Origin of the sequence: Clostridium sp. UMB9555A, from assembly GCF_030222355.1 — a bacterium.
Lineage (GTDB): Bacteria > Bacillota > Clostridia > Clostridiales > Clostridiaceae > Sarcina > Sarcina perfringens.
In genome coordinates, this window is record NZ_JASORQ010000002.1 from 648,578 (window position 1) to 675,012 (window position 26,435).

36 protein-coding genes are annotated in these 26,435 nt (G+C 27.9%); 4 read left to right on the forward strand and 32 right to left on the reverse strand.

Annotation, left to right across the window (positions count from 1 at the left end):
- Positions 1–14: 14 nt before the first annotated feature.
- The 7 genes from QP548_RS08275 to QP548_RS08305 all read right to left on the reverse strand — a co-directional run bounded on the left by QP548_RS08275 (position 15) and on the right by QP548_RS08305 (position 2,955).
- A complete protein-coding gene (locus QP548_RS08275) occupies positions 15–884 on the reverse strand; it encodes a recombinase RecT (RefSeq protein ID WP_061426982.1) in 870 nt (289 codons plus the stop codon).
- A gap of 1 nt (position 885) precedes the next feature.
- On the reverse strand, positions 886–1,797 hold the full coding sequence (locus tag QP548_RS08280) for a YqaJ viral recombinase family protein (protein WP_061426981.1): 912 nt from the start codon (positions 1,795–1,797) through the stop codon (positions 886–888).
- Complete coding sequence (locus QP548_RS08285; protein WP_061426980.1) at positions 1,797–1,982, reverse strand: hypothetical protein; 186 nt, start codon at positions 1,980–1,982, stop codon at positions 1,797–1,799. Before QP548_RS08285 ends, QP548_RS08280 begins: the two co-directional genes overlap by 1 nt.
- 43 nt (positions 1,983–2,025) lie before the next feature.
- Entirely contained in the window at positions 2,026–2,184 is a 159-nt protein-coding gene (locus QP548_RS08290) for a hypothetical protein (RefSeq protein ID WP_162467388.1), read from the reverse strand.
- Between the two features lie 94 nt (positions 2,185–2,278).
- On the reverse strand, positions 2,279–2,461 hold the full coding sequence (locus QP548_RS08295) for a hypothetical protein (RefSeq protein ID WP_061426979.1): 183 nt from the start codon (positions 2,459–2,461) through the stop codon (positions 2,279–2,281).
- A 10-nt stretch (positions 2,462–2,471) separates the two neighbouring features.
- The gene (locus tag QP548_RS08300) at positions 2,472–2,651 is read right to left on the reverse strand and encodes a hypothetical protein (RefSeq protein WP_061426977.1); all 180 of its coding nucleotides are present in this window, start codon (positions 2,649–2,651) and stop codon (positions 2,472–2,474) included.
- A gap of 1 nt (position 2,652) precedes the next feature.
- Positions 2,653–2,955, reverse strand: a complete 303-nt coding sequence (locus tag QP548_RS08305; RefSeq protein WP_061426975.1) for a hypothetical protein — start codon at positions 2,953–2,955, stop codon at positions 2,653–2,655.
- Positions 2,956–3,141: 186 nt separating this feature from the next.
- Here QP548_RS08305 and QP548_RS08310 point away from each other — a divergent pair, with 186 nt between their 5' ends.
- Positions 3,142–3,336 (forward strand): hypothetical protein, encoded by a 195-nt coding sequence (locus tag QP548_RS08310; RefSeq protein ID WP_003477294.1) that lies wholly within the window; start codon positions 3,142–3,144, stop codon positions 3,334–3,336.
- Here QP548_RS08310 and QP548_RS08315 read toward each other — a convergent pair.
- The 3 genes from QP548_RS08315 to QP548_RS08325 are packed head-to-tail and all read right to left on the reverse strand — an operon-like array spanning position 3,326 to position 4,643.
- A complete protein-coding gene (locus QP548_RS08315; protein ID WP_061426973.1) occupies positions 3,326–3,598 on the reverse strand; it encodes a hypothetical protein in 273 nt (90 codons plus the stop codon). The two genes, QP548_RS08310 and QP548_RS08315, sit on opposite strands and share 11 nt — an antisense overlap.
- 40 nt (positions 3,599–3,638) lie before the next feature.
- A complete protein-coding gene (locus QP548_RS08320; RefSeq protein ID WP_061426971.1) occupies positions 3,639–4,394 on the reverse strand; it encodes a Rha family transcriptional regulator in 756 nt (251 codons plus the stop codon).
- 15 nt (positions 4,395–4,409) lie between these two features.
- Positions 4,410–4,643 carry a DUF739 family protein gene (locus tag QP548_RS08325; RefSeq protein WP_003477290.1) on the reverse strand — a complete coding sequence of 78 codons (234 nt, stop codon included), beginning with the start codon at positions 4,641–4,643 and terminating at the stop codon, positions 4,410–4,412.
- A 169-nt stretch (positions 4,644–4,812) separates the two neighbouring features.
- Between QP548_RS08325 and QP548_RS08330 the strand changes: the two genes are divergently transcribed.
- The 3 genes from QP548_RS08330 to QP548_RS08340 all read left to right on the forward strand — a co-directional run bounded on the left by QP548_RS08330 (position 4,813) and on the right by QP548_RS08340 (position 6,946).
- On the forward strand, positions 4,813–5,310 hold the full coding sequence (locus QP548_RS08330; protein WP_061426969.1) for a helix-turn-helix domain-containing protein: 498 nt from the start codon (positions 4,813–4,815) through the stop codon (positions 5,308–5,310).
- Between the two features lie 15 nt (positions 5,311–5,325).
- A complete protein-coding gene (locus QP548_RS08335) occupies positions 5,326–5,790 on the forward strand; it encodes an ImmA/IrrE family metallo-endopeptidase (protein ID WP_061426967.1) in 465 nt (154 codons plus the stop codon).
- 91 nt (positions 5,791–5,881) lie between these two features.
- Positions 5,882–6,946 carry a site-specific integrase gene (locus QP548_RS08340; protein ID WP_003477284.1) on the forward strand — a complete coding sequence of 355 codons (1,065 nt, stop codon included), beginning with the start codon at positions 5,882–5,884 and terminating at the stop codon, positions 6,944–6,946.
- Between the two features lie 566 nt (positions 6,947–7,512).
- On the opposite strand, the gene QP548_RS08345 is transcribed toward QP548_RS08340, so the two are convergent.
- The 22 genes from QP548_RS08345 to QP548_RS08450 form a co-directional block, all read right to left on the reverse strand.
- Positions 7,513–7,923: a hypothetical protein gene (locus tag QP548_RS08345; protein ID WP_061426964.1), complete on the reverse strand. Its 411-nt coding sequence runs from the start codon at positions 7,921–7,923 to the stop codon at positions 7,513–7,515.
- A gap of 160 nt (positions 7,924–8,083) precedes the next feature.
- Positions 8,084–8,542 (reverse strand): 4Fe-4S cluster-binding domain-containing protein, encoded by a 459-nt coding sequence (locus QP548_RS08350; RefSeq protein WP_004458684.1) that lies wholly within the window; start codon positions 8,540–8,542, stop codon positions 8,084–8,086.
- Complete coding sequence (locus tag QP548_RS08355; protein ID WP_061426962.1) at positions 8,539–10,350, reverse strand: ribonucleoside triphosphate reductase; 1,812 nt, start codon at positions 10,348–10,350, stop codon at positions 8,539–8,541. Before QP548_RS08355 ends, QP548_RS08350 begins: the two co-directional genes overlap by 4 nt.
- A gap of 240 nt (positions 10,351–10,590) precedes the next feature.
- Positions 10,591–11,079, reverse strand: coding sequence for a DUF2691 family protein (locus QP548_RS08360; protein ID WP_061426960.1), 489 nt, complete (start codon positions 11,077–11,079; stop codon positions 10,591–10,593).
- A gap of 180 nt (positions 11,080–11,259) precedes the next feature.
- On the reverse strand, positions 11,260–11,685 hold the full coding sequence (locus QP548_RS08365) for a hypothetical protein (protein WP_061426958.1): 426 nt from the start codon (positions 11,683–11,685) through the stop codon (positions 11,260–11,262).
- Positions 11,686–11,978: 293 nt separating this feature from the next.
- A complete protein-coding gene (locus QP548_RS08370; RefSeq protein WP_011591923.1) occupies positions 11,979–12,578 on the reverse strand; it encodes an SdpI family protein in 600 nt (199 codons plus the stop codon).
- 14 nt (positions 12,579–12,592) lie between these two features.
- Positions 12,593–12,850 (reverse strand): autorepressor SdpR family transcription factor, encoded by a 258-nt coding sequence (locus QP548_RS08375; RefSeq protein WP_011591922.1) that lies wholly within the window; start codon positions 12,848–12,850, stop codon positions 12,593–12,595.
- Positions 12,851–13,187: 337 nt separating this feature from the next.
- Positions 13,188–13,808, reverse strand: a complete 621-nt coding sequence (locus tag QP548_RS08380) for a flavodoxin family protein (RefSeq protein ID WP_075808076.1) — start codon at positions 13,806–13,808, stop codon at positions 13,188–13,190.
- Positions 13,809–13,890: 82 nt separating this feature from the next.
- Complete coding sequence (locus tag QP548_RS08385; RefSeq protein ID WP_061426953.1) at positions 13,891–15,531, reverse strand: EAL domain-containing protein; 1,641 nt, start codon at positions 15,529–15,531, stop codon at positions 13,891–13,893.
- 312 nt (positions 15,532–15,843) lie between these two features.
- Positions 15,844–16,155: a hypothetical protein gene (locus QP548_RS08390; protein WP_004458995.1), complete on the reverse strand. Its 312-nt coding sequence runs from the start codon at positions 16,153–16,155 to the stop codon at positions 15,844–15,846.
- Between the two features lie 296 nt (positions 16,156–16,451).
- Entirely contained in the window at positions 16,452–16,997 is a 546-nt protein-coding gene (locus QP548_RS08395; protein ID WP_004458895.1) for a GNAT family N-acetyltransferase, read from the reverse strand.
- Positions 16,998–17,364: 367 nt separating this feature from the next.
- A complete protein-coding gene (locus QP548_RS08400) occupies positions 17,365–17,841 on the reverse strand; it encodes a glutathione peroxidase (RefSeq protein ID WP_003454005.1) in 477 nt (158 codons plus the stop codon).
- A gap of 368 nt (positions 17,842–18,209) precedes the next feature.
- The gene (locus QP548_RS08405; protein ID WP_061426951.1) at positions 18,210–18,683 is read right to left on the reverse strand and encodes a cupin domain-containing protein; all 474 of its coding nucleotides are present in this window, start codon (positions 18,681–18,683) and stop codon (positions 18,210–18,212) included.
- A gap of 2 nt (positions 18,684–18,685) precedes the next feature.
- Complete coding sequence (gene eutH, locus QP548_RS08410; RefSeq protein ID WP_061426949.1) at positions 18,686–19,786, reverse strand: ethanolamine utilization protein EutH; 1,101 nt, start codon at positions 19,784–19,786, stop codon at positions 18,686–18,688.
- A 49-nt stretch (positions 19,787–19,835) separates the two neighbouring features.
- Positions 19,836–20,390, reverse strand: a complete 555-nt coding sequence (locus tag QP548_RS08415; protein ID WP_060795598.1) for an ethanolamine utilization microcompartment shell protein — start codon at positions 20,388–20,390, stop codon at positions 19,836–19,838.
- Between the two features lies 1 nt (position 20,391).
- Positions 20,392–20,664 carry a EutN/CcmL family microcompartment protein gene (locus tag QP548_RS08420; protein WP_060795600.1) on the reverse strand — a complete coding sequence of 91 codons (273 nt, stop codon included), beginning with the start codon at positions 20,662–20,664 and terminating at the stop codon, positions 20,392–20,394.
- A 403-nt stretch (positions 20,665–21,067) separates the two neighbouring features.
- Positions 21,068–21,826 carry a TIGR02536 family ethanolamine utilization protein gene (locus tag QP548_RS08425; RefSeq protein WP_061426947.1) on the reverse strand — a complete coding sequence of 253 codons (759 nt, stop codon included), beginning with the start codon at positions 21,824–21,826 and terminating at the stop codon, positions 21,068–21,070.
- A gap of 208 nt (positions 21,827–22,034) precedes the next feature.
- The gene (gene eutD / locus QP548_RS08430) at positions 22,035–22,670 is read right to left on the reverse strand and encodes an ethanolamine utilization phosphate acetyltransferase EutD (protein ID WP_003454092.1); all 636 of its coding nucleotides are present in this window, start codon (positions 22,668–22,670) and stop codon (positions 22,035–22,037) included.
- Between the two features lie 9 nt (positions 22,671–22,679).
- Positions 22,680–23,456 carry a cobalamin adenosyltransferase gene (locus QP548_RS08435; protein WP_061426945.1) on the reverse strand — a complete coding sequence of 259 codons (777 nt, stop codon included), beginning with the start codon at positions 23,454–23,456 and terminating at the stop codon, positions 22,680–22,682.
- Positions 23,457–23,533: 77 nt separating this feature from the next.
- Positions 23,534–23,824, reverse strand: coding sequence for an ethanolamine utilization microcompartment protein EutM (gene eutM, locus QP548_RS08440; protein WP_003453976.1), 291 nt, complete (start codon positions 23,822–23,824; stop codon positions 23,534–23,536).
- 354 nt (positions 23,825–24,178) lie between these two features.
- Positions 24,179–25,657, reverse strand: a complete 1,479-nt coding sequence (locus tag QP548_RS08445) for an acetaldehyde dehydrogenase (acetylating) (RefSeq protein ID WP_011590426.1) — start codon at positions 25,655–25,657, stop codon at positions 24,179–24,181.
- Positions 25,657–26,430 carry a BMC domain-containing protein gene (locus QP548_RS08450; protein ID WP_061426943.1) on the reverse strand — a complete coding sequence of 258 codons (774 nt, stop codon included), beginning with the start codon at positions 26,428–26,430 and terminating at the stop codon, positions 25,657–25,659. The genes QP548_RS08445 and QP548_RS08450 overlap by 1 nt, the downstream gene beginning before the upstream one ends.
- Positions 26,431–26,435 lie beyond the last annotated feature (5 nt).

The following is a 26,435-nucleotide window of genomic DNA, read 5'->3' on the forward strand; positions in this document are numbered from 1 at the left end:
TAACCCCTCCTATCTTATAATGGTGTTCCTTCAAATATATCTTGTTGCCCTTCAAGAACTTCATTGTTACTATCAACTGTATAATCAGCTTCAATAACACCCTCATTCTCATTATTTTCTTGAATATCATCAATATTAGCTTGTACATTCTCTATATCATCAATTAGATTTTTATTTATTAGATTTTCATCTGCTATATATGCCTTTTGCATTTCTATACTTAAAATTCCCCATTTAGATAATAGATTTCTTAAAACTGTTTTCTTAGCCATTGCATCAAAATTACTCTTCCAAACTGAATTCTTTGAATTAACTGTCTTTGAAAATTTATTAGCATGATTATTAACTTCTTCTTTGGTCCAGAATACTGTCTTTTCAAATCCATTTATTAATTTAAAATATCCTGCATATCCAATTACTGCATCGCTCTCACGTTTGCTAAAGTCAACCTCAATTTCTTCTGTTAATGGATTCCATGAGACCAACTCACCTTCTCTTATTTCAACTACATTTATAGACTTATATTGACCTGTTCTTAATGCTAATTGAATATACCCTTTATATCCCATTTGAAATTGTGCTCTATTCCCATATGGAACTACCCATGCATATCCTAAATTCTTGTCTACAGGTAAATCCATTGTAGCTGCTACCATACAACTTGCTATTACACTCATTCCTTCACATTTTTGTAAGTTAGTATCTGAATTAACTAAGTTAACTATTGAACTCATATATTGAGGTGCCTTTTCATTTAATACCTCTTCAAACCTTTTCTTTATAGTTGGACTATCCATTAATCCTTTAACTGTATTTCCAACTGATAAACTATTACCAGTTCCCTTCTTTGCTAATTGATTTTTTAAACTTGATGCTGTTGCCATATTATTTTTCCTCCTTAATTACTAATCTTCTGCTTATACTTTCTTTTAAATATTTTTCATAATCATCCTTAAGTAATTCTTTAATTTTTAAACTATCTAAATTTTTTCTTACGGATTGTTTTAAACTAATACTATATCCAGGAGCATTAGCATACTCTGCATGTCCTATATTTTGCTTTAATTGGTTCTCTATCTCTTTAATTTCTTGCTCTACATTATCTTTATATTCTTTGAGTTCTTTTCTTTTATTAAGTAACTCTTTCCATGATGAATCTAGGTTTATAACTTCACCTTCATTAACTTTTTTATATCTTTCATTAACCCATTTCTCAGCAGCGCTTGAACCATCTAATGCAGGTGGTGTTTTGTCTTTGACCATTTTCCAAAAATCTTTTTCAGCTTCAATAATGTATTCTATAAGTTCATCATCACGCTCAACTTCTTTCCAAATAAACTTTTGTCCACCAATCAAAACTGCTATATATCCTTTAGTTGCTCCTGTAACTGCTAAGTAGTGTTGAACTTGTACTAAATAACTAGCAGGTACCTCTTCCTCTTCCCATTCCTTAGCTAAATACTGATTAGCTGTTTTACATTCTAAAATTGAATTTTCTCCTACAATTCTTCTATCTATGTTAGCAACCATAAATGGATAATCTTTATTTTGAAAGTGCCTTCTATCTCTTCTTACTTTCTTACCAGTTCTCTTTTCAAATTCTTTAGCAACTACTTCTTCAAATTGATCTCCCCAATAGGCTGATTCTGATTGCTCTCCTACTTCTAAAATAGGTTCTGTTTTTTCTAAATAAACTTCAAAAGCTGTTTTATATTTATTTAATCCTAGTATAGCTCCTATATCGGAGCCTCCTATTCCTTTCTGTCTTTCTCTAAGCCACTCTAATCTCTCTTCCATTAGAATCCCTCCTCTGCTACTGACTTACATTCATCATTACATTCACAGCACATTTTTATATCCCCTATATCGTAATAATCATCTCCAACATATATACACTCACCACACCAACTACACTCAAAAGCTACTTTTGGCTCTTTTTCATCATTTCCGTATTCATAACAATAATCTGGTATATTAATCATAACTTGCCTCCTTAAATTTATTATGTTAAACTTTCTTTGAAATTTATTTTTTATGAGTACATTGGTTACTTTGGTCGGTGCCAATGCACTCTCTTTTTATTTCTTCCTCTATTAAATTACTTAAAGGCTTGTCTACTTTTAAATCGCTAAACCTTTCTTGTACTCTATCAGCTATGTTCTTTGATACTTTTACTAAGTCCATAACCAACACCAAACCTTATAAGATAAATAGTAAAAGAAACACCATATAATAACTAAACCTATTACAGTTACTAAACATCCTATATTTACTTTCTTCATATAATCCTCCTAAACAAACTTTCTGTTATGTTAAGAACCTCTAAAAACTTTTTCTTTGATATACGTTTCTTAAATCTAAGATTATTAAATTTTAAATCCTGCTCTACAGCTAATAAGATATTTTCAAACTCTTCTTTACTATGTCTAGCCTTTAAACTCTGTATATCTTTAAAGTTCACAATCTCACCCCTAACATACATTTATTGAAAAGATAAAACTTAAAGTACATCCAACAAATAACATTAAATACTTAAAACTTTTTTTAGGCTCTTTCTCATTTATAGATTTATCTAAAAAATAAACACTTAAAAATAAAGTTGTTGCTGTTGTTATTATTCCAAAGACTATTTTTCCTCCTGGTGTGAACATATCAAACCTCCTTTCCAAGACTTATTACTGGAGCTAAATTACTTAGTACATTACTTAAGATATCTTTTAACTTTTGGTTCTCTTCTTTTACTTCATCTAACTCCATTTCCATACGTCTACGTTCTAATGGACTAAATCTTTCTAATTTAGTTCCTTCTAGCTCCAAAATAGTTTGTAAATTAAATCTTATTGCAGGAATCCCTTCTACAGTAGGGATAATTCCTGCTTTTCTATATTCCTCAATAGACTTAACACTCATTTGCCAACGTTCTGCTAAGTCTTTTTGTGTTAATAGTTGTGCCATATCTATTTCCTCCTTAAACTATTTACCCTTAGCTTTAATGAGATTTTAATTAAAGCTTGTACTATTCATTCCCTTAGTATCAGAAAGATGTGTTATTTACTGATACTTGTCCTATATATTTCCAACCTTTATAATTTAAGTATCGGCTCTGCCAAGTCGAAATAGATTATGAAAGGTGGTGGTTTTATGAAACGTGTATATGCATGTTTACTTGGAAATTGGATTGATATCACTAATGAAGGTTTACTTCACAACCGTAATCCCTTAACTTATATTAATGAAGAAATTCAAGATATGTTTGAATATGATTACATAAATGTACAATATGATAACAAAAACTACAGAATTCATCCATCATTAATTCAAGTTGTTAGTGAGTAAATTCCAAATCTAAAGTTTTCTTGAAGGTATTGCTTTTTTTGAAAGCAGTTTTATTAGCTTGACTTTTAAATTCTCTATCTATACAGCTTTTTAACTGCTCCCATTTATATAAAGACATTCCTTCAATTAAACTTATTAACTGCTCTTGAACTGATGCTTCTCGAGCAGTTCCTTCTTTTAAATTCAAACCACATATAGGACAATAATTTTCATTTCCCCTTAACTCTTCATTCTTACATCTTGGGCAATTTAATTTATCCATTCTAATCTCTCCTTCCATTTTGTTAATCTTACTAATATATCTAAATATTTAATTGACTTTGATTGTTAAGCATGTCTATTTTTTCTTGTAAATAAAATGGTGCTTTATAATTCTCGGCTATCTCTTTAGCTTTGCTTAAATGCTTTCTTTTTATAGCTTTGTAAGTACTAACATTAAACTGGTCTTTTACAAACTTCCACACATTCTTATAAACTTTATTGGAAATTGATTTATCTTTATATGCTGGACTACCATATCCACCTAAAGCATTTGTTCCTACTTTTTTTACTACTTTTTGAAGCTCCTCTGGTTCAGCACCTATTAAAGGTAAATCATCTTGAAATTCTTTAAGTTCATTTTTAACCTCTTGAACTTCTCCTCTAACTTCCTTGAAAGCTTGTACTTGTGCTTCAAATAAATCAACTGCACTTGTTGGTTTACTTTGTTCTTTTAATGCTTGTTCCATTTTATTAAAAGCTTCAATATATTTTAATTTCCATTGAAGAGCTTTAGTTCCATTGAAACCCATTGCTAATAATGTAAATCCATCTCTAGTCATTAAGTACTCTTTATACCACTGTTTATTTTGTGGATGTTGGTATTGACTTTCTATAAACAGGTCTGCCGATTTTTCGGCTAGCCCTTTTTTAATTTCTTCTATTGAGTCCAGCACATGTTTATGCTGTTTTTCAAAATCTTTGGCTATAAGTCTACTGCTTACAACAACTTGTCCATTTTGATTAGAAAGTTTCACACATTCTATTTCTTTGTTTTCAAAAATCATTAAATTATTCATTTATTAACCTCCCCACTAATTTTGTTTAGTTTTCTGAACTTTTAATGTAAAAAAATATTCAGGAATTTTATTCTCCTCTATACCTAATATTTCACAAGATTTGTATATTTCTGCCTGTGAAAAATCTAAGTAATTATTTAAACGTTGGCTTAAAGACACTCTTCCAATACCTAAAGCATTTGCAAACTTATCTTGAGTATTAAACACTTCTTTTATTTTACCTTTAAGCTTACTATAATCAAAAGCCATATCTGTTCACCCCCTTTGTTCAGTTTTCTTAACTCAATTTTAACTTCACCAGAAATTATTGTCAATACTCTTTTTTAGTTTTCTAAACTTTTTGTATTAAATTTCAATTATTTTGTTGCGTTATCTGAACAAAATTGATATATTATATTTAAACAAGGAGGTTTTTTATATGAAAAAAATATCAGAAAGAATCAAAGAAGGTTTAGCTTTAAGAGAAATGAAGCAAGCTGATTTAGTAAATATAAGTGGAATATCTAAAGGAGCTTTAAGTTCATATATATCTGGAACATATGAACCTAAACAAAGAAATATATATAAGATAGCAAAAGCATTAAATGTAAATGAAGCTTGGTTAATGGGATATGATGTTCCTCTAGAGAGAACTGAAAACTCAATTAATTCATCAGAAATTAATTTATCAACAGAGGAAAAACAACATATAGAAGACTTAAGAAAACTTAATGATTTAGGAAAAGATAAAGTTTTTTCATATACTAAAGATTTATTAGAAATGCCTAAGTATTCTTTAGATACTGAATTTGCTGCTACTCTAATAGAAAATCAAAAAACTCCTTATTTAGTAGCTTGTCATGATGACAATTTAACTGATGAAGAAAAAGCTTTAATGAATGAAAAAATAAATGAAGCTTTAAAAAATCTCAAATAAGTTAGGTGGGTTTATATGACTAAATACGAAAGATTAATGTATGAAGCCGAATGTCATGGTGCTAAGGTCATTGAAATTGATCTTGGCACAGATAAACCTTGTGGAAAATGTGTTGATAATATAATAGTTATTAATAGTAATATAAATACCAAAGAAAAAACATGTATTTTAGCTGAAGAACTTGGACACTATATTAAAAATTTAGGTGATATTACTGATCAAACTGAAATATGTAATAAAAAACAAGAATTAGTTGCCAGGCGCTGGGGGTTTGATAAAGCTGTTGGTTTAGTTGGATTAATTAACGCTTTTGAAAATAATTGTAGAACTGCTTTTGAAATAGCTGATTTTTTAGGTGTAACTAAAGAATACTTTGATGAAGCAATTGATTATTACAGAGCTAAATATGGCGTTATGTATAAAATTGATAATTACATAATATACTTTATTCCATCATTAGGAATATGTAAAATGTTTTAACCAGTTGATTTTCAACTGTTTATTTTATAGATTTTATAGAACATATATTCGCATTCAAAAATTTTATTTTAATTTTAAAGAGGTGTTAGATATGGAGTATAACGTAACTTATAGGCAAAAAGATAAAGGATGGCAATTTATAATAAGCTATAAGGATTACAATGGAAAATGGAGGCAAAAATCTAAACAAGGATTTAAGACAAAAAAAGAAGCTAAACCTATTGCTGAAAAGATGCTACAAGATTTAAAGAAAAATATAAAAACAAGCAATAATAGTTTTGGGAAAATAACTTTTAAAGCTTTTTCAGATATGTACCTAGAGCACGAAAAGCTATATAAAGAACCTAAGACAATAGACGGCTTAGTAACAGTACTTCATAGGTTTCAAGATTTAAATGACAAAGAACTTTGCAAAATAACTAACTTAGATATACAAAAATTAATAGATAATATGACTAAGGAACATCTTAATAATAATACAATAAGATATTATTTAAAAATATTAAATAGCATATTTTTATGTGCAAAATTTAAATACAATATACTAGATGAAGTTCCAAGTAAATATATAAAAATAGGTAAACCAATACCAACTAAGAAAAAGGCACTGAATGATGATGAAATTAACGATTTATTATTAAAATTTAAAAATAATAAATATTATCTAGTAGTATATTTAGCTGTTAATACAGGTATGAGAATCGGTGAAATTCTAGGTCTAACATGGAATGATATAGATTTTAATAACTGTCTAATAAGTGTTAATAAACAATGGAAAATACTAAAAGATAATTCATGGGGATTAGGTAGTGTTAAAAGTAAAAATTCAATTAGAATTATTCCCATTTCTAATTCAGTTTCTGAAGAACTATTAAAATATAAAACTATAATAAATATAGATAATAGAGTTTTCAATTTTAAAAGTAAAAACACTATTCTTTCAAGAGTAAACATACTTTTAAAAGAATATGGTTTCAACATTTCTCTTCATGAATTAAGACACACATACGCTACTAAATTAATTGCTAATGGAGTTGATTTTAAAACTGCTGCAAAAATATTAGGTCATTCAGTAGAACAAACTATGAAAGTATACTCTCATGTCAATAATGATATGTTTAATAAAGCACATTCTATTATAGAAAATATTTTTTAAATTTATTTTTGACGAAACTTTTGACGATTCAATATAAATCCTTTATTTCTAGCCATTTATAGCGAAATATCATTCTTACATATTTGAAAGATATGTTGTAAGCAATGTCATACTTTTAATCACTATAAAACTCTATATTTGCCCAATTATTCATAAAATATTGCCAGTTTTACACATGTAATTGAAAATTTTAAAAATTAATGCAAGAATATATTTAATAATCTTAAAAAAAGGAGCTTTTATATGAAAGACGAAAAGATTAATATAAAATACCAAAATAAAGTTAATTTAATTTTTATCATATTAGTAACAATATCATTTTTATTATACCGATTCGGTTTTGATAGAAATGGTGATCTATTATCCTTTAATTACCTAACAATGTATTTTTTATTTTTAGTATTAGTTATATCTAGCTTAATAAATTTCATCAAAGGAAAAACTAGAAATAAAGATAATTAAAAAATTTATATTGATATAATATTATAGAAACCTACTAAAAGATTTCTTTATAAAATACAAAAAACTCAGTAATAGCTGAGTTTTTATAATATTAAAATAATTATCTAATCTAAAAATTTCTTTAACTCAATAGTTTCTTCTTTGTCATTCCATTTCATTACTATATTTAACTTATCTCTATTTTTATATTTTGATATATCACCATGTACCTCTTTATCATAATTCTCTTCTAAAGTAAATCCACCTATTTTTTCAGTTAACTCACCATACTCCATAACTCCTCCACTAGTATTATCCCCTAAGTATTCAATATTGAAAGTAACATATAAAGGCAACTCTTCTTCCCCTATATACTTGATATTTACCATAAACTTATCATCGCTAACAAATTTCATTGTTGATTCCCAATTTAAACTTTCTCCCTGATAAACCATTTTAGTTACTTTATTATTACTACATCCTACTATGATTATACATATTAAAATCACTGTAAATACTAAAAAATATTTTTTCACTTATTCTCACCCTTTCCTTAACCATAGTTGTATTTTATTTATTACTTTTTAGTATTATAATACGTAAATTAACAATATTATTCCAAATAATTTTTACAAAATAAAAGAACTATACCAAAGTATACAAAACCTATATAATACTTAGTACAGTTCTTTATCTTTATTTCTTTAATATCTTTTGATTTGATGTGGCTAACTTAACATCATATTGAATATTATTATTCACCTTTAATTTTTCATCATACTTTCCAAACTTAAAGTACATCTCTCCTTTTAAACCATATATATCAGGGAATTTTTTCTTAAAATCTTCTTCACTTAGTCCTGAATAAACTATAACCTTAAGTTTTCTCTTCCTTGCCGAATTAACCATTTCCCTTAACTCCTTAGGTTGGAGTGACCATTCAAGTCCTGCAAGTATAATTCCTTCATTAAAAGGATCATTTGTCACTTCATCTAATATATCTTCTGAATCCATCTCTATGTTTGGTAAATCCTTTAAATGTTGATTAAAGCATCCTTTACAGTTTAAATTACAATCTACTGCACTTATTAATGCTCCCATAAAAGGCGCATCCTCTACTCTCTCATGAACAATGCCCTTTGTTTTTATAATCATAGGCTTAGCTGATTTCTATCCTTAAACTCTGATTTTTTACCATCATTAAAGAATTCAACTTTTCTTAAGTAGCCTGTTATTCTTTGATATAAATCTAGCTTTTTGCCACATATAGGACACTCTTCTACCCTTTCCTTTACATATCCATGCTCTTCACAATATCTATTTAAAGGAGAAATACTTACATAAGGTGTTCTATATTCCTTACAAACTGTCTTTACTATGTGTTTTGCCTTTTCTCCACTTATAGCTCCATCGCAATAAATATGCACCACAGTTCCTCCTGTGAATAACACTTGAAGCTTCTCTTGGTGATCAAATAATTGCTTTAAGTTTTTAACTTCATTAGGTGGCATATGACATGAGTTTGTATAGTATGGATATTCTCTTCCCCCTCTAACTATAATATCCTCAAAGTCCTCTACATCCTTTTTAGCTAACCTATAACAAGTTGATTCAGCTGGAGTAGCCTCAAAATTATAAAGATTTCCTGTTTCTTCTTGAAAATTTATTAATTCTTCTCTTATGAAATTACAAACCTTTATTGAAAACTCCATTCCTTCTTCAGTTAATATATTATTTCCATTAAAGTTTTCACACATCTCATTTAATCCAACTATTCCTATAGTACTAAAATGATTTTTTAAAGTCCCTACATAAGTTGAAAATGCCGGCAACATATCTTTATTTATAATATTGTCATTTAACCATTTTCTCTTCTTTTCCAAGCTATCTTTTGCTATAATCAATATTTCTTTTAAAGCATTAAAAAACTCTTTTTCATTATTTTTGTGTTTATATGCCAATCTTGGTAAGTTTATTGTAACAACACCTATACTTCCTGTACTATCTCCACTACCAAAAAGACCACCATTTCTCTTTCTAAGCTCTCTTAAATCAAGATTTAATCTACAACACATTGATCTTACATCACTTTGATCCATATCTGAATTAACAAAGTTTGCAAAGTAAGGATACCCAAACTTCCCTGTCATCTCAAATAACATATCATTATTAGGGTTATCAAAATCAAAATTACTGTTTATATTATAAGTTGGTATTGGATAAGAAAATGGTCTTCCATTATAATCTCCCTCATTCATAAGTTCATAAAATGCCTTATTTAACATGTCCATTTCTTTTTGACATTCTTTATATGTGAACTCTTGAATTTTATCTCCAATTAAAGCAGGGTCATTTTCTAAGTCTTTTGGTGGAAAAAGATCAAAGGTAATATTAGTGAAAGCTGGTTCAGCCCCTGCCCTACTATTACTATTTATACTAAATATAAAGTTTTGTAGGTTTTGTTTAACCTCTTCATATGTTAAATTATCATTCTTTATATAAGGTGCTAATAATGTATCAAATGAGTTAAAAGCAACAGCACCCATAATCTCATTTTGATATATTGTAACCAAATTAGCTATTTGATTTAATATAGCATCAAAATGTTTTGCAGGACTACTAGTTGGAATATTAGGAATTCCCTGTACTCCCATTAAAATTATGTTTCTTAAGGAATATCCACAACAATAAAGTGTTAATCCTCCTAGATCATGAATATGCATATCTCCATTTTTATAAGCATCTATTATTCTTTTATCCTTATAAACTTCATTAAGCCAGTAATCTTTAGAAACCTCAGCTATTATATGTTTATTGAGACTACCAAAACTATATGGTGAATTGGAATTTTCATTGACTCTCCAATCTATTTTTTTAATATAATCATCTATTATTTTCTTACTAGATAACATATTTTTCACATCCTTTTTTACATCCCTTTTATTTATACTGACATTATACATCAGTTCAAAGTATTATAATAAATACTCATATACCTATATGTTTATAATCAATTAACTATTTGTTTTTTATGGAAATACTCTTAATGTCTCTTATAATCTAAGTTCTTTGAACCTCTTAACTTTTTTCAAAAAACTCAAAGAAAATTTTAGTTAAACTATTAAAAACCAAATGAAACATTGTATTTTCCTACTTTCTAAAAAACATAAAATTTTTAATAATTTCTTTTTTTTATTAAAGTTTTATAATCTATTTTTTAACTTTGTATTGTAAAATTCTAAATCTTCACTTAAGGGAAAATTACTTTTAAAACTACCTAATAAATTTTCATCTTTGCTTATTAAAACTGTTTTATCGCTATCCCATGAAATTATCTCTATCTCTGAAAGAGGATGTTGAATGCAAACTGGATTCTCCCAAATATCTTTATTATCTTCTGCGTATGGTAAATTATATTTCATAATCTCTTCTAAAGTGATTTTCTTATTGAAACCACTTAAAACACCCCAAATCAATTGAAAATCTTCTTTTTTAATTATGCTATTTAGTTCTTCTCCAGATATAAAACAATATTCTCTTGATAATAGCTCCTCTATATCTTCATCCTCTGGATAAGCACAACAATCTGTAATAAGCCAGTTATACTTAAGATGAATGTTATTAAAATCTTTAAAAACCGTTCTTAAGTTTGTGTAATATTCTTGTCCTTTATCTAAAACTATCCCTCTCAAAATTATCTTCTCCTTATTTTAAAGTACTTAACTCTCATTATTCTTTTATTTACTGTATAGAATCCAAACAAATATATCTCCTAAATATGTATTTAATTAATATTGTTATTTTATTTATAAATAAAAATAAAGTAAGGTTTATTTAATATATAACCTTACTTTACAAATAAAAACTAAATCCTATAGTCCTTCAATTTCTCTAGCTTTTTCTTCTATTTTCTTAAGTTCCTTATATGTATGCTTAACTTTATCTTGTACTACTTCAACTTTTTCTAAATGTTCCATAGCAGATTCTCTGTAAATATCCCCCAAGTCACTTTCATGCCAATTAGTATTTTCAACTTCGTAACTCTTAATCATTTTATCATTTTCCTCATCCATATCATCAATATAAGCCTTAACCACATCAGATATATGAGTTAACTTAAACATAGCTTCTCCACTATATCCTGGCATTATATTTTTAAGAACAATAGTAGCTCCATCATCTCTTATTTCCACTTCTTGCTCTGGTAATTCTCCATTTAAAAGAACTGATTGAACCCTTTCAAATTCATCTATAAGTTTTTTTGCTTTTTTAGCTAATCTCATTTCCTTTGATTCCATAATTAGTTCCCCACTTTCTAGTTAAAATCTACATTATAGAAGTATTATTTTTACTTATAAATTTCCTTGTTATATAATCTAAAGCTTCAAAAATACCTTTAAATAAATATATATTTTGTAATCATTTTCTTAGCTACATTTTATCACATATAAATTACATTATAAAATTAACTAAAGTTAAAATATTTGTATATTTTCTAAATATTAAAATATCAAATCAAATTTATATAAATTATTTCTGTTATATAAAAAATTGCTTATCTATATGACAAGCAATTTATATTCCACTAGATTTACATATTTACCCCTTTAAATTTCTTATAATAAAAAAATAATGAATATATACCTGGTATTATAATCCAAATCAAAATACCAGTGATTACAATAACTTCAATGTTAAAGAAAAATGATAAAGCAAACATCCCTATTCCAATAGGAAAAGATACATATCCTAATATTCTATGGGCTATCTTCCAAGTGCTCTCATCCCTTATTGTCCAAGGTAATCTTAATCCCATATACCTATTGAAAGGTATTTTAGGAGCTATATTTCCAAAGAACATAATAAATATTGAACATAAACCAACAACTAAGATTTCATTAGTTTTAGAGTTTAATGAACTTTTAATTGGAGATAATATAGAAAATATACAACCAATTATTATAATAAAAATTGTAAGTCTATTTAAAGTTCTCATAGTTTTAATTTTAACATTCTCTTCTGATAAATTTGCAATTTTAGGTGCCTTTATATCAAATATAATTAAAGCAAAAATCAACAATCCTCCAATAATAGAAACTATTAAATTACTTTCTTTAACTAAAAAACCTCCAATTATTATTAGTAATGATGTTATAAAAAATAATATTCTTGTAAAATCAAATTTCTTCATAAATATTCTCCCCCTTATTTTGTAAACAAGCTCAAAAAATTCCCAAGAACTTCTTGTATTACTGATGTGTTAATAGAATAAATTATAAATTGACCTTTTCTTTCAGAACTTATAAGCTCAGATTCTCTTAATATTTCTAAATGCTTTGATATAGATGGTTTAGACATATTAAAATGATCAGAAATTTCACCAGCACTCATGTCTTTCTTACTAAGCAGTTTTAATATTTCTCTTCTTGTTTCATCGCTTAAAGCTTTAAATACCTTACTCATAAAATATATCCTTTCTACAATATATAGATATTTAGTTAATTAGTTAAATATCTATATTACTATTATACAAACGTTTTTCCCTAAAAATAACATTTAAGATAATATTTTATATAAAGTTCATTTTTTTCATACAAATTTAAATTATTTCACTAAAATATTTTTTATAAATAAAATATTTCAATTGATTAACCATGTTATTTCTTCTAATCAATATTTTTAAGTAAATAAATAAAAGTGAAATATATCAAACATTAAAATTACTTTTGATACATTCCACTTTTATTTTCTCTCTTCACTAACAAAGTATATTTCTAAAAACTATTTTTAAATATTCATATTATCTGATGAAATTAGTTCTTTCTCTCTCTTCTAATTCTGGTTTAAGAATGTTATTCTTCTTACCTAATTCTATGCACTTAATAAGCCATGCCATATTTCTTCCTAGCACTCTCATTGTTTGCATACCTTCTAGGTCTTTTTTAACTTCCTCTGGAGTATTCCCATGAACCATAGTCCAATATTGTGAACTTACAACTGGCATATTACATATTGTAAGATACTTACTTAATTGATCTAAAGTAGAGGTTGTCCCAGCACGTCTTGCACTACATATAACTGCTCCTGGCTTAAAGGCCATATGTTTACCCCCAGAATAAAATGCTCTATCTAAGAATGAAGTTATTGAGCCTGAAGCTGCTGCATAATAAACTGGTGAACCAAATACAAATCCATCTGCTTCCTTAGCTTTTTCTACAAATTCATTTACACTATCCTTCATAAAACATTCCCCTGTTTTTTTACAAGAACCACATCCTATGCATCCACCTATAGGCTTATTCCCCACTTGAAATATTTCAGTATCTATTCCATTCTCCTCTAGAGTTTTACTTACTTCCTTTAATGCTGTATAAGTACATCCCTCTCTATTGGGACTTCCATTAACTAATAATACTTTCATTTTTTTGTACCTCCTAATTATAACCACTTTATTATACTATAAATTCTTCTGCTTAATTCTTACTATTTCTATCCTTTGAAGATTAACTATCCTTAACTTCAAAATCCTTTAAAGTCTCAATATCCACTGGCTTTGAATAGAAATATCCCTGAATATATATTTTTTCATATGGAAACGCCTTAATAATATCAACCTGATATTTTTCCTCTACTCCTTCAAATACTATAGTTCTATTTGATATACTACATATTTCTGATATAAATTGTACTGTTTTTTCATTTATAATAGACTTGTCTAAGTTATCAACAAAATACTTGTCTAACTTTACTATATCAGAATCAATTTTGTTTAATAAATCTAAATTAGAATATTCCACTCCAAAATCGTCTATAGCTATTGAAAACCCATATTCCTTTATTATTCTTATTGCACTTTGTATTCTTCCTATATCCTCCATACCAAACTTTTCTACTATCTCTAAACAAATATTGCAATCATCCATCTTATAATCTTTTGCAATTTTCATTAAGGATCTTAAAAACTTAGGATTTTCTATTTCTTTAAATGAAACATTTAAGGATATATAAAAATCATTTCCTTTAACCATCTTATAATCTTTTATTATTCTATAATCTGAAATAATTTTCTTTAAAAGCCATAAAGACATCTCTAAAGACATGTTATTATCTTCAATTTCTTTTATAAAGCTATAGGGAGTTAAAATCTTTCCATCCTTATTTAATCTCAAAAGAGACTCAAATCCCTTTACGCTATCTGTCTTTGGATCTACTATGGGTTGATAATATAATATATATTTATCATTTTTCATATATTCTCTAATTTTTCTTTTAGTTCTAATTCTAAATATTTTATCTTTTCTTCTTTTATAAAAAAACACTAATACTATAATTAAAAATATTCCTATTAATAACTTTTCATTTTTTAATTTATCTAAATACTCATTAAAATACTTAGAATATAAGTTAGCACCTTTTTGTTCATCATTTTCTTCAAGGTCTCCAAGCACAGAGTCTATTCCTTCAATTAAATTTTCATTACCTTTTCTACTAGCTATATAAACTGGTCCAGAAGAAAATTCAAAAATTTTTTTAATATTTTTATTTTCATAATTCAAATTACTTCTTGTATTTTCTACTACAAAATCTACTTTATTATTATACAAATATTCCTCATCTTCAGGATAATTAGAAACATATATAGGCTTCACATTTATACCTTTATCATTTAAAAATCTTAAAATCCACTCATTATTTTCTTCCCCTTTTAAAAATCCCATTTTTAATCCATTTAAAGCTTTTAAATCACCATTTTTTATATTTTTATTAGTATATATGGCGAAGTTATCATTATTAAGATAATGGTCAGTAAATTCAAACTCCTTTTCTCTATCAGGAGTCTTACTTATTCCAAATACTAAATCTATCTCTCCAGATTTAAGCTTTTCTAAAGCATCTGTTACATTACAATCTACATACTTATAATTTAAATTTAACTTATTGCATATTAGTTCTAGTATCTCATTATAATATCCATCTGGTATAGAGTTTTTATTAAGATAATAATAAGGATAATATTCATAAAAACCTACTTTAATTGTTTTTCTATCACAATTAATTTTTTTACTATGAAATTTAATTATAATACCTAAAGCAGTTGTAATTATTAAAAATATTATGCTTATCAAGAATACCCTTTTTTTCATAAAGTAACACTTCCCTAACCTCTCACATAACCTTGTCTATAAATAAAATTTTACTATATTTAAATATTAACATAATTTTCTAATGGGCTTAATTTAATCAATTAATATTTTTATCGCTTCTTTTTTGAAATTAAAGTAATTAACTAATTTTTCTTTATCTAAATTAATAAATAAATATAAAACTATATTAAAATTTAAACAATATAAATATTTATAAAAAAGTACTAAATCTATTAAATAAATTTAGTACTTTTTCTTATAAAGCTTTCAATAAAATAAAAATCTATATTTATTATAAAAATTTCATATAAACTAAAAAATTATTATCTTGTAAACATTACTAATCTGAGCAGGATAAGTTTCTTCTATTTTTCCATCATAAATAATTTCTATCCTATCTCCCTCATTTATACAATCTAAAGTGTTTTCTTTTCCATCTCTATCAATTATTTCAGCGTCGCCAATATCCACAGCAATAAGTCCATCTTCGTAATTAACTAGGAGACCATATTGAGCCTTTTCAACTACATCAGTAACTATGCTTTCCTCTTCTCTATCAAAAAACAAAAATACTGAAATAATACAAATTAAAAACACTAAAACTCCAATTAAAACCTTCTTCATATTTTGCTCCTTTGCTATTAGTAATTTATATTAATACTCTAAAATCTACATCTTTTTTATTATAAATAAAAAAAACCTTTTTTTCTATAAATTTAAAAAGCTTTTATACTAATCATTCTAAAATTTTGTTACTCTAAAATCTATCTCATAATTCTATTATGTTTATAATTTTTCAAAGTCTTATAAAGTTTTATTGCTCTAAAAAACAAAATACAATGACCTTAAACTTAATGCCATTGTATTATATACTTAAATCAATTCATGTTTTTAGTTTTTATAAAAAATATACTTTAAACTTAATTATTTAATCTATCCTTAAATTCAGAATACTTCATAACATCTCTTTTCAACAATATATTGAAAGTATCATAATCCTCTTTAAGCATATTATGATTAAAAGTCATAATCTTCAAACTATGTCTCTTACAACCTTTTCTGTAGGATGGATGTGTATAATCAAAATCTTGTAATTTAAAACCTAATTTCAAATAAAAATTCAATCTTTTTATTGATATCTCATCTATTGGAGGATCTATCTCTAAAATTACATTTTTATTATGGTCACAAAACTCTTTTAACACTCTAGATCCGTAGTTTTTTCCTCTTAACTTAGAATCTATGGCAAAGTGCTCTATATACTTATACCTCCCCATATCCCAATAAAGTAATATTCCTACTATTTCCTCTTTATCATATATAACCTCAAAATGATAGTTTTCATCCTCTAAGGCCTTTATTTGATCATCCATTGTTCTTCTTTCAAATATTGGGAAGCTTCCATTGTATATTTCCATTGCCTTATTAAAGCAATTATCATTTGAATTTATTCTTTTAAGATTCATTTTAAACTCCTCCTACCTTCAAATAAATCACTAAATCTTACAGGTATTTTTCATATAAGGTTAATTATACCTATATAAAAGAGAAAATCTTGCCTTTTTAAAGCTTATCTCTTTCATCTAATGTTAATTATACCCTCTCCCCTAATACTTAAACAATGTCATACTATGTTCTCATTTAAGGATTTATATGTGATTAAAATTTTTGGCCTAAAATCAATATTCTATTAATAGTAACTACTAAAAAGCTGCTATCACCTAAAAAACAAATATTGTTTAAAAGTATCTATTGCAATACCAAAATAAAAGATGGTTTGTGCACCTAAAAAATAACGATTGCTTAAAAGTAATATTAAATTAATATGTAACCTTAAGCTAAAAGTTCCTCAATATCTTTTTCTATTGATTTTGGAGTTGTTTGTGGTGAAAATCTCTTTATTACATTTCCTTCTCTATCCACTAAAAACTTAGTAAAATTCCACTTAATTTTACTTCCAAACATTCCACTTTTCTGTTCTTTTAGGTATGAATATAATAGAGATTCATTTTCTCCATTAACATCAATTTTTTCAAACATAGGGAATGTTACTCCAAAATTTAATTTACAAAAGTTCATTATTTCTGAATTACTTCCTGGATCTTGTTCCTTAAATTGATTACAAGGAAATCCTAAAACCTCAAAGCCTTCATCCTTATATTTTTCATAAAGCTCCTCTAATCCATCAAACTGTTTTGTAAAACCACATTTACTAGCAGTATTAACTATTAAAAGAACCTTTCCTCTATATCTTTCTAAACTTACGTTTTCTCCATTAATATCTTTTACACTAATATCATAAATTTCCATACTACTCACCCCATATATTTTAAATTGTATTTTTTAAAATTTAATTTTATACAACTATTTTAATTCTATACCCTTAATATGTCAATATACATTTGCATTAATCTAAAAATAATATTCTTCCATTTTTTAGTAATAATTTTGAAATTCTCTGCATATAAATATCATAGTAGGGGAGTTTTTTGATAATGTACTAATTTGTCTGCTTCTTCATAAATTATGCAAAAAAAACTTCTCACAGTACAATATTCGCCAAACTCTACATCAAATAAAATCTTAATATTTACCTAACCTAATACCAAAATAGAGCTTACTTTTATTAAAAAGTAAGCTCTATGTTTTTATACTTCAATCTTATTTATTTTTAAATTTTACGCTTGACTTGCCCAATCTGCAGGATAAGTTACATAAATGAATCTAGCATAATCTGGAACTGAGAATTGAATTTTTGATCCTTTAGGTATTAAAATAATTTCCCCAGCATCTGCTGAAATTTTTCTTCCGTCTATTATTATGTCTAAATGACCTTCTATAACATAATCAATTTCATCATAGTTTAAAGTCCAGTCAAAAGTAGTTTCTTTCATTTCCATTATTCCAGCCCCTAGTCTTGGACTTTCTTCTAATGTAAATAAATCCTTAGTATAAACTATATCTCTTGGATTTCCAGTATCTAATCTATTAGATTCATCAACCTTAACTGTTGGAAGCTTAATTGACATTATTCCACTTTTATCTTTATTTCTTATAAAGTCAACTGAATCATTATTACATGCTCCAGCAAGCTTTTCTTCAATTATTTGTCTTACTAGTTTTTCTAATAATTCTTTACTTATGTTTTCCATAATTATTTAGCCTCCTCTATTTTTACTAAAGTTTTATTTGCTATGAACATTGCAAGAAGAACCGCTGTGATTCCTCCTACTAATTTAGCAATTATCATAGGAAATATCATATCTGCATTAAATCCAGCTGTAAATCCTAAATGATCACCAAATACAAATGAAGCTGATACTGCAAAGGCAATGTTTATTATTTTTCCTCTGTCATCCATGTCTTTTAGCATTCCAAACATTGGAATATTGTTTGCTAAACTTGCAACCATACCTGCTGCAGCTATTTCATTCATTCCTAATATTTTTCCAAGTCCCATTAAAGGTTTCTTGAATACTTTAGTGATTATATAAACTAGTGGAAATGCTCCTGCTAAAACTATAGCAATATCTCCAACTATTTCTATACCTTCACTTATAGGATTCATTCCTGGTATTATTACTATTCCTGTTAAAGCTTCTATAATAGCAGCTGCCAAAGCTAAGGTTATAACTATAACAACACCTTTACCAAAGTAAGTAAATCCTTTAATCATAGCATTTTCAGCTTTCATTAAACCTATAGCTATTAAAATTGCAAATATAATTATTGGAACTAAATTTTTAAGAATCATCATTGCTGGGAATCCTGCAACTAATCCTCCAACAAAGGCTCCTACTGGTATAGTTATTATTCCTGCTAAAATTCCTGTTGCTAAGAATTTATGATCTTTCTTTTCTATAATTCCTAAAGATACAGGTATTGTAAATACTATAGTAGCTCCCATCATAGCTCCTATTATTAAACCACTAAACATTCCTGCTTGAGGATCTTGTGCTAAACTAGCTGCAAGTGGTGCTCCTCCCATATCATTTGCAAGTATTGAACCTGCAAACATTGCTGGATCTGCTCCTAAAGCATTAAATACAGGTGTTACTATTGGTCCTAAAACATTAGCTAGTACTGGTGCTAAACATATAACTCCAACCATAGCTAAAGCTAGTGAACCCATTGCCATAATACCTTCTTCAAACTTTTCACCTATTCCAAATTTGTTTCCTAGGCATTTGTCTATAGCTCCTAAAGCCATACATACAACCATTATATAAATTATAACTTGGTTTATACTACTCATTTCTCTTCCCCCTTATTCTCAAAATATGGACTTAATTATTTTCATAGATTTATTTAATTAAATTTTTTGCTATCTCACTATGTACAAAAGGAATTATAGAAACATTTATAATGTCCTTTTCTTGTAAAATAGCTTGTCCTTCTCTCATTCCATTTTCTACACTGCTTAAATCTCCTGAGACTATATATACAAGCTTTCCACCAATTCCAAAAGCTAATTGAAGCTTAACTAAATTAACCTCACTGCTTTTTAATGTTTTATCTAGGGCTAATATACCGGAAGAAACCTTTCCTGTTTCCATTATTCCAATTGCTTTATCCTCTATGTTTTTTTGAGAATATTTTCCCTTAAGAGCATTTATTATGTCATGGTGAATAGAGTTTATAATAAAGCTTCCAACTAAATATTTCTCTCCAAGTCTTTCTCCAAATTCTATAGCTTCCTTAACCTCTCCAGCATCTCCATTAACAATTAAGAAGAATTTTCCAGGACAAATACTTTTAAGGTAAGAAACCTCTACAAAAGCTTTTTTAACAACCTCATTTGAAACCTCAATGCCTTTGCTGATACTTCTAAATTCTAAAGCTCCTATACTTTTTTTCATATTAATCCTCTTCAATATCTATAGAATCTACAATACCTACTATGGCAGCATCTATAGGAACTTCTCTATTTCCAATTGATTGTCTTGCAGCACCACCCTTAGTTATAAGAACAGTATCTCCAATTCCAGCACCAGCATTATCAGCAGCCACAAATAAGCCTTCTTTTTCCTTATCTTTACTTATAAGAAGCTTAACTATTAAAAACTTTTGTCCATTTAGTTTTTCGTCTTTTCTAGTTGCCCACACATTTCCTACTACTCTTCCTATTTCCATAATAATTCACTCCCAATCCTCTTATTACCACTTTCCTAAAAATAGTCTCAAATCATTAATTTAACGCGTTAAACCTACTCTTAAAAATTCATTATAAACTCCACTTATTTTTATAATACCTTTAATTTAGCATGTTAAATTTAATCTTATTAACCTCTCTTAATTAATGAGTTTCTTAATTAGACTTAAAATCTCTGATTTGATAGCTTGAACTTATAACTAAAAATATATTTGAATACTAGATGTTCTAAATAAAATTTAAGATATCTAAAAAATTTACACACATAAACTTATTTTCACAAATAACAATAAGTAATAAGTTCATTATTTTAAATATGGATGACTCTTAAGTTTAATTATCTTCATAAACAAAAATCATCCATATTTTAAAGAGTAAGCTACTTTAAGAAAGCACAACTTTTAAATTATTTATACGAATATAATCCTTTGCTAAGGGAGTAATTATAGCCTTTTTATCAACTATTAAGGTTCTTACTCCATTTATGTGAGGCTTTCTTAAATCACTTTCTGATACTAATTTCTTATTTGAAAGATTTATGGTGAACTCATCTGCAATAACAGTAGTCTCTAAGTCCAACTTTCCTTCAACCTTATTTTCACTGCATAAACAAAGATTTTTACTTATTTCTTCTTTAATCCCACTAAAAGAAACTTTTTCATCCTTGCTTTCTATTGAAATCCTATTTAAATCATCTATAACCTCTATGCCATAAGCTAGAAGCTCTTCCTCAAACTTAATATATTTATTGTATAAAACTTTTGGAGCTGTATTTCTGTACTTTCTGTACTCAATACCATCCTCAAGAATATAAACTTTCTTACCTTTTAAAAGCATTTCTAAAGCAAAATTTTCTGCCTTTGTTGTACATGTTCCTTGAGCTATGTTGCTAAGTCCCTTAATACAAAGCTTTGATATAAGTAGTATGTCGCAATCTTTGCATTCTGATGTTAATGGATTAATATCAAATCCTTTTAAGGCTTCTCTGTAGAAACTTACATTACTCTCTCCAATTACAACAATGGATTTTCTCTTTTCTAAAGAATTGCTTTTATTATTTTCCTCTTGAATTCTCTTGTATATTTCATCTACTAAAAATTCAACTAACTTTTCATAGTCCATATTATCCTTACCCCCTTTCATTTAGAGGCTTCCTCTCACTTACATCACCTAAAATATTATTTAAATGCTCCTAAGATTTTAGATTGTTAAACTATATAATCCTTTACAAAAGCTTTTTATACTAAATTAAGATAACTCTTTAAAACCTTTTATATCATTAAATTAGTACGAAGCTTTCTAAAGCATAATTAACTTTTAACTTAATATATAAGCTTATTATCTTAAATTATTATTTTTCATCTTTTCCAACAATTAAGGCAAAGGTTCCCTTTGAAAATCCGCAGGCATTTGCTTCATCGTAATCAATATGCATAAATGTTCTGTAATCCTTGCTAACTCTTACAATTACATCATCAAATATTAAAGGTCTTTTCCCTAAAACCTTAACTTTTACGCTTTCATTGTTACTAACACCAAATTTTATTGCATCCTCTGGTGTCATGTGTATATGTCTTTTAGCAACCATTAGCCCTCTATTTAAGGCTATAGAAGCTCTCTCTGTTGAAATTGTTATTTCTGGAGTATTCTCTAAATCTCCACTTAATTTAACTGGAGGTATAGATCCTAGTACTAGAGCATCTGTAAATGAAACTTCCACTTGAGTTTCATTTCTAGGTGGTCCTAAAACCACAACATTATCTATCTTACCTCTAGGCCCTGATATAGTAACTCTTTCTTTACAAGCATACTGACCTGGTTGAGATAAATCTTTTATTCTAGTAAGCTCATGTCCTTCTCCAAATAATATGTCTATATGCTCCCTAGTTAAATGAACATGTCTACCTGAAGCTTCAACTTCTATAAAAGCTTCATCCTTAACCCTTCTGACTACTTCCTCTATAATGTCCTGTAATAGATTGTCCATAGCTTCCTCCTATTTCTCGTACTTTCCTGTTCTAACTTTAAAGATCATAATCCAAAATACTGAGGATAGTCTATTTAAAGCTCTAATTAAATCTTCTCTCTCAACTTGTCCATATTCACCTTTAAAAGCTTCATAAGCTGAAAGCTCTGTTTCTCTAGTTAAAGTTCTTAAAATATTTAGTGCAGCCACTATTTCACCCATTTCATAAGTTGGCATTTCATGTCCTATACCAAAGTATTTTTTAGGGTTATGTGATTTTTCTCTAAGATCCTTTTCTGTCATTCCTTGAAGAGAAAAACCTTCTAAAGGCTCACTTAAAACCTCGCATCTCAATATTCTTCCTATAAGAGTTAGTATTTCTTGAAGATCTTCTACAAGTTTATTCATTCCTTGCTTATGACAAAGAATTTGTGTTTCAACAATTCTTGCTTCAAGAGAATCTATCTTACCTCTGAATATTATTCTCTTATGATCTTTAAATACAAGAAGATTTCCAGTTAGCTGTGTCATATGCTCTGGCTTTTCATCTAACTTGGCTCCAAAAACAGTTTCATACTTGTATTCTTTTTCCCTAACGACTTCTCTTATTATCTCTTTAGGTTCTGTTTCTTTATTTAATTTTTCTTCTTCAGAATTAACATAAACTAAATTTATATTATGTTCAGCTAAATAAGACTTTGCAGATGGAGTTATTATTTCTCCCTTTACAACCTTAAATTCTTTTAAAGCTTTTAGGTCTTCTCTACTTAATCTTTTTCTTACCTCACCTTCTGTCAAAACAGCCATTTTATCACATCCCCTATTAGATGTATAAAAGGAGTGCATAAAAGACTCTTTATGCAACCCCTAATTACAACTTTTTATTATTCAGCTTTTGGTGCCTTTGGTAATATAGCATCCACTTCAAAGTGTGGTCTTGGGATTACATGTACTGATATTAAATCTCCAACTCTTTCAGCAGCAGCAGCTCCAGCGTCAGTAGCAGCTTTAACAGCTCCAACATCTCCTCTAACCATAACAGTTACTAATCCTCCACCAACTTGTTCTTTTCCTACTAATTGAACATTTGCAGCCTTAACCATTGCGTCAGCAGCTTCTATTGCTCCTACTAATCCTCTAGTTTCGATCATTCCTAATGCGTTTGCGTTTGCCATAACAAATTCCTCCTCAAAATATCCTTCTTAATTTTTTAATTTAGACTTTAATTTGTCTTTAATTTAATTTTAAACCTTTTTAGTTAATATTTCACATATTGCTTTTAACTAAAAAGTCTTTAGTATTATAGTATTTTTACGTCTTTATTAATTTGAATCATTTAAATTTTATATTTATCTATTAGCCTAAAGAAATTCCTCTAGACTTTTAATATCGCTTTAGTCCTAAGATCTAATTTTCCTAAGACTAAAACATATTAATCATTTTTATATCTTTTCATTTCTATGTAATGAAAATTATCTATAATATTAAATAAGTCTTTAATTTATATTAGAATCAAATTATCTTAAAACTTACTTAAGCTCCTCAATAATCTTCTTAACTAATAAGTTTATTAACTCTTCCTTGTCACCTAAGTCTAAACTTGCAGCAACTTCCTTTGTAGCTCCTACAGCTAACTCTCTAATATCTTCAAGTTCTCTAACTCCATAAGCTACATTTCTTGTGTTCATTAAATCTAATGGTCCTATATTGTGTGATGTAGAACTTCCTCCAACTGCACCGCATCCTAATGTTAAGGCAGGTACTAAGTTGATTGTAGCTCCTATTCCACCAAGAGCTCCTGGTGAATTTACTACCATTCTTGAAACTGGCATTTCTAATGCGAATCTCTTAACAAGCTCCTCATTATTTGCATGCATACAGAATGTATGTCCAGCTCCTTCATTTAGTAATATTTCTCTACATCTATTTAATACAGCATCTACATTCTCTTCTACAAAGAAAGTTAAAATAGTTGTTAACTTTTCTCTTGAGAATGGATACTTATGTCCAACATGGCACTCTCTTGGAATTAAAACTCTTGCCCAAGATGGAATTCCTTCTAAACCAGCTAATTTAGCTATGTCTTGAGGAGTTTTTCCAACTATTTGTGGATTCATAGTTCCATTTGCTCTCATTACAAATTTAGATAGTTGATTTGCTTGTTCTTCAGTTAAGAAGTAAGCTCCTTGTTCTTTTAATTCTCTAACAACTTCATCTTCCATAGCTTTTTCAACTACTATTGATTGTTCTGAAGCACATATTGTTCCATTATCAAAAGTTTTAGAATCTAATATTCTCTTAACTGCTAACTTAACATCTGCACTCTTATCTATGAAGGCTGGTCCATTTCCTGGTCCAACACCTATAGCCGGTGTTCCTGATGAATAAGCAGCTCTAACCATTGCTTCTCCACCTGTTGCTAGGATTAATGAAGTATCTTTATTCTTCATAAGTTCATTAGTTCCTTCTATTGAAGGTACTGTAATGCATCCTATAGCTCCTTCTGGACAGCCTGCTCTCTCAGCAGCCTTAGCTATTATCTTAGCTGTTTCAATAATACATTTCTTCGCACTTGGATGTGGTGATAAAACAATTGCATTTCTAGCCTTTATTGAAATCATAGCTTTGTAGATTGCTGTTGAAGTTGGATTTGTTGATGGTATAAGCCCTGCAACTACTCCTACTGGCACCATAATTTTAAATGCTCTTTTTTCAACATTTTCCTCTACTATTCCAACAGTTTTTGTATCCTTTATTGATTCATAAACTGTTCTTGCAGCAAAAACATTTTTTAATACTTTATCTTCCCATTTACCAAATCCTGTTTCCTCATTTGCCATCTTAGCAAGTTTTTCAGAATTTTCATAAGCAGCATCAGATATAGCTTTAACGATTCTGTCTATGTCTTGTTGACTCATACGGGCTAACTTGCTTTGAGCTTCTTTAGCCTTTCTTATAAGCCCTCTAGTTTCCTGTATGGAAACTAAGTCTTTATCTAAAAACTCCATTAACTGTCACCTTCTTCATTATATTTTAGTAATATATCTACTAAATCTTTCTTCTTTAGAGACTTAAGTTTATTAGAAGTTATGTTGATATTTAAGGATTTTATTTTCTTTCTTAATTCCTTAACACTCATTTTAGATATTTCTTTTATATCTATAGAATCAGCTTCTTTATTCTCTGTGGTCTTATCCTCTGAATATTCTTCCTTATCTTCTATCAGTTCAGGTTTTATAATAACTTCTTCTAAAGATTCTTTTGAGCTTTCTTTATTTTGAGAGATTTCAAAAACTTCTATTTCATCTAAGTGAGATTCACCTTCTATTTTTTCAGAAATTTCTTCTACTTCATCATTAACATTTTTAACATATTCAACAACATCTTCTTGTAGGCTTTCTTCTTTAGATTCTGTTTCCTCTATAATAGTTTCTGTAATTTCCTCTCTTATCTCTTCACAAACCTCTTTAATATCTTCTTCCAACTCTTGAATTTCTTCTTCTGAACTTTTACTATTCATTAAAAGATTCTCTACCTCATCATCAAGTCTTGGAATTACATGAGCACTTCTTAAACTTCCAATTCTACTTGCATAATTTTCAGCAGATTCCACCGCAGCTTGTACAGCATCTACATCTCCTGTAATCTTTACAGTTACAATTCCTCCAGTAACCTTTTCTATTCCAATCAAATCAACACTTGCAGCTTTTAAGGCTGTATCTGCAGCACATATGGCTGGTACATATCCTATAAATTCTATTAATCCTAAAGCTTTTCCCATATCTT